Below are 4,102 nucleotides of genomic sequence, written 5' to 3'. Positions count from 1 at the left end.
CCCCGCACCTAAGTGACGAAGGGAAACCGTTTTAACCACAGCTTATCGTATGGCTTTTGACCTTGCTTGCCTTCAGAGTCACGTCACGAACATCGATACTCAACGACCCTTGGGTTTCCAAGCTAAAAGGGACATCAACTTTACTCATATCAGCACGCTCTCGGGTAAAACATTTAAGGTCGATGCGTAGTGGCTCCCATTGATTAAGAGTCAACCCCGCCAGAGCACTAGTAACATCCAGTGCATTAGTTGCTAGATGCCCACTCGCCACAACAAGATCAACCTTTTTCGTGGGCGCCTGTTTTACACGGACCATCAATTCTAGCGCGGCACCATTGGCATACTGGACTAAATAATCATTATCTGGCTTATTGTTACGCAGTACTAAACGGCCAAAACCCTTTCCATCCCAGGCTACAGAAACGCCTGTCCCGTTTTCGATAGGCCTTGCCGTTATGTTCTCTAGCGCTACCGTATGTGTAATCTCTTTACGCGCTAGCGATTTCTTTTCTAACGCAAAAAACCATCCATCATCCGTTGAAAATTGTGCAGATTTATCGGCGGGTAGTTCTGCGTCTAATCTACAACCGTAACGCCAGGGCTGCGTATTTTCTGACAATAGCTGCCATGTGTTCTTAGGTGACGAATAATCCAAGCCAAAACCCAGCGCAAATAGCGTATTACTGGCTGAAGTATTATCTGGATTTATAACCGCATCGCAGGGGTTAGCCGGCCAAGAAAAGGACAATCGACCATTGAAGCTATAGTTACGCTTACTACTCAGTAATACATCAGCCACGCCCTGCCCTTCGGTACCTGGCAACCAAGCAACAACAAAAGCATCGGCGGCATTTAGTTCCTTATTTACCCATCGCGGGCGGCCGGTTAAAAATACGGCGACGGTTGGAATTCCCCGCGCTTTCAATGCTTTAAGTTGGGCCAATGCGGTTTTGTCGTATTGCTGAAATTCCAGGGTGTCTAGATTCTGTATGTCGCCGTACATTTCGGCATAAGGTTGCTCGCCAAACACTACGATGGCTGCATCGGCTGCGGTTACTTTTGAGGCTGTCTTACTGAATTGAATATGACCACCAGCCTGGGTAACCGCATTGGCTAAGCCTTGATAAATACTGGTAGCACCTGGGAACATTTCATTGGGCGTGCCTTTGGTTTGCCAGGTTACGGACCAGCCCCCGGCCTGCGTTGCGATACTAGTGGCTGCATCGCCAACCACAGCTATACGGCTGCTGGGGTTTAAGGGTAAAACGCCGGTATTTTTTAATAACACCAATGATTCCCGCACCGCTTGGCGCGCCAAATTACGATGTGCATCACCACCAACAACGTGTGCCATCGCGGTAACTTTACGTTTTGCTGGGCTGGGCTTTTGCCATAATCGCGCGCGCATTTTAACGCGTAGAATACGGCGCACCGCATCATTAATACGGGCTTCTTTGATCTCGCCATTGCGTACTTGCGCCAGCGTATTGATATAAAAGTTTTTCCAGTCAGGCGCGTAAGGCATCATGAAAATATCGATACCGGCATTAACGGCTTGCGGACAGTTATCGATTTGACACCCAGGTATATGCGCAATACCTTGCCAGTCACTCACCACAATGCCTTCGAATTTCAGATGCTCTTTTAAAACATCAGTCAACAAATAAGTATTGCCGTGTGAGTGCACACCTTGCCACCAACTGTAGCTCGCCATAATCGTTTGAACGCCAGCTTCAATGGCGGCGATATAGCCCGGCAGGTGTGTTTTTATGAGTTCAGCTTCATCGCCCACGGTATAGCCTTGATCATCTCCAAAGGCTGTACCGCCGTCACCAATATAGTGCTTTGCAGTGGCCAAAACGCGTGTATCCGAAAGGAAACTTTCGCTTCGCGCAGAACCTTGCAAGCCTCGAATTGTAGCCGCACCTAATGCTGCAACAATCTGCGGGTCTTCTGAATAACTTTCGTAAGTGCGCCCCCACCTGTCATCGCGGGCTACTGCTACTGTAGGTGCAAAGTCCCAATCAATGCCTGTCGCCGCTACCTCTAGCGCCGTTGCCTTGCCAATCGCCTCGACTAATTTAGGATTGCGGGTTGCACCTAAGCCAATGTTATGTGGGAATAATGTTGCCCCTTTCACATTACCATGGCCGTGTACGGCATCGGTCCCCCACAATAAGGGAATCGCCACCTTACCGGCCTCGGGTTTCATCGCCGCCTGATATAACATCTCGCCATACGCCGACCACTCAGCCGGGGAAGCATTCGCGTTTTTATTGGGCGGCTGGCCACCGCCGTTTAATACGGAGCCAATCCTGTATTCAGAAATTTCTTCTGGTGTAACGTGCGCCAGATCGACCTGAATCATTTGCGCAATTTTTTGTTCCAGTGAAAGCGTTTGCAATAGTTTTTCGATGCGTGCTTCAATTAACGAATCTTTTTTTACTCCCGGGGTTACGTTCGGCCATTGACTTAAGCTGGATTTTTTTGTTGTTGCGGTGTTTTTTTCTAACGATTGACAGCCTAAAAAGCTTACCGACAATAGCATTGCTGCTACTGGACTTAATACGGATACAAACTTCATAAATCACTCTTTATTTTTTTAGATTTTTTGCGTGATTAGCCATAATGGCAATCGTCGATGTATCGTTAGCATATACAGAATTTAAACCTTGTGCCTCTTGTGGTGGATCGCCCACGAACTGTCCATCACCGGCTCGCCAGAGATAATCGTTATGCTGCGCAGTGCCAAAGCCGCCCCAAGCCCAGATATTACTGCCCACTAAAGGCCCGCCTTGTGCGCTACTACGCTCAATTTGAGCGTAAACAAAAGCATAAAAGTCATCGCGGTAGACCGTTGCCGACAACGGGGAAAAATCACCATTGTCGCGCTCCAGCCCAAATTCTTCTAACACCGTAGGCATACCAAGTGTATTTGCAAACGCAATATGCTGTTGAATATACCCCGCGGCGGTATTTTTAGCGTTATCAAAAGTCCCTTTTGGGTTTAGTGCATCATACCAGCCCCAATTTTTCATCCATAAATGAAAGGTCATATAATCGATGCCTGTCTTTGTATGCGCATCTAAAACACATTGCTCACTTTCAAGGCAACCCATTGTGCCCTCAGACCCCAAGGATACCAGCTGATGAGGTGCTTGCGATTTAATGAGGCTGGCCGTTTGTTTAATCCACTGATAATACGCTGGCAAATGGGGTGTACTATGGCTTTTATGCCCTGGGCGAGGCTCATTGGCCAACTGCCAAGCCATGATGGTGGGATCGTCTCGATACGCCATCCCAGATAATGTATTAACCCGTGATGTTATTGTCTTAACATAATCATTAAATAAAGCGATAGCGGCGGGTTCGCGATAAAACTGGGCTGTGAATATTGGAAATGCAGGCCACGGTGTATCTTTATTACTAGGGTCAACAATTTCTCCGTTTTTAACCCATGACAAGTACGTTGCCATACCGCCCGACCATTCCCAAAAATTATTAAGGTAAATCACTGCCCGCATGTTTCGCTTGCGCATTTCCACCAGTAAAAAATCTAAGCCGATTAAAATATCTTCTCTCTTGATCTCGCCGCGATCCATAATGGCGGGATTAACTGCATCACGTAAAATGGATTTTTCTGAAGCGCCCAATACACGGATATTTGTCACGCCCATTTCACTTAAATAGTCTAACTCTTTGATTAGGCGAGCTCGGTCACCAATATCGGATTCGGGAGAGCCGAGATAAGCGCCATACCACATATTGACACCCACATAATGGTACGGCGTACCGCCAATGGTGAATTGATTGCCTTCTACGCGAACAAAAGCATCGGGATTGGGGAACTCCAATGTCGAATGCATGGGTGGTCGCGTGCAACCAGCAGCAATAAAAATCAGGGCGGTAAGTAGCGATACGATAAGAGCGTTCACATTGATAGCCTTTTAGCGATAGTCTTTGCAGCAAACTGCAACGATTATTGTGAAATAAGAAGTCTATCAATATACTAAAGAAGGTTTACTTAGTATATTGATAGACTTCTTATTTTTGATGCGTCGTGCGCAAGAACCGCCTTAGGGCCGAGGAAAAAATACTTTAT

The 4,102-nt window shown here is 47.1% G+C and carries 2 protein-coding genes; both read right to left on the bottom strand.

Annotation, left to right across the window (positions count from 1 at the left end):
* Window positions 1-31: 31 nt before the first annotated feature.
* The gene (locus tag AC3A8L_RS18405; RefSeq protein ID WP_487963739.1) at window positions 32-2,584 is read right to left on the bottom strand and encodes a glycoside hydrolase family 3 protein; all 2,553 of its coding nucleotides are present in this window, start codon (window positions 2,582-2,584) and stop codon (window positions 32-34) included.
* Between the two features lie 10 nt (window positions 2,585-2,594).
* Window positions 2,595-3,935 (bottom strand): glycoside hydrolase 5 family protein, encoded by a 1,341-nt coding sequence (locus tag AC3A8L_RS18400; RefSeq protein WP_487963738.1) that lies wholly within the window; start codon window positions 3,933-3,935, stop codon window positions 2,595-2,597.
* Between the last annotated feature and the right edge of the window lie 167 nt (window positions 3,936-4,102).

Source organism: Marinagarivorans sp., from assembly GCF_982758155.1.
Note: the sequence above shows the minus strand (reverse complement) of the source record. Positions and strands in the feature narration are given on the sequence as shown.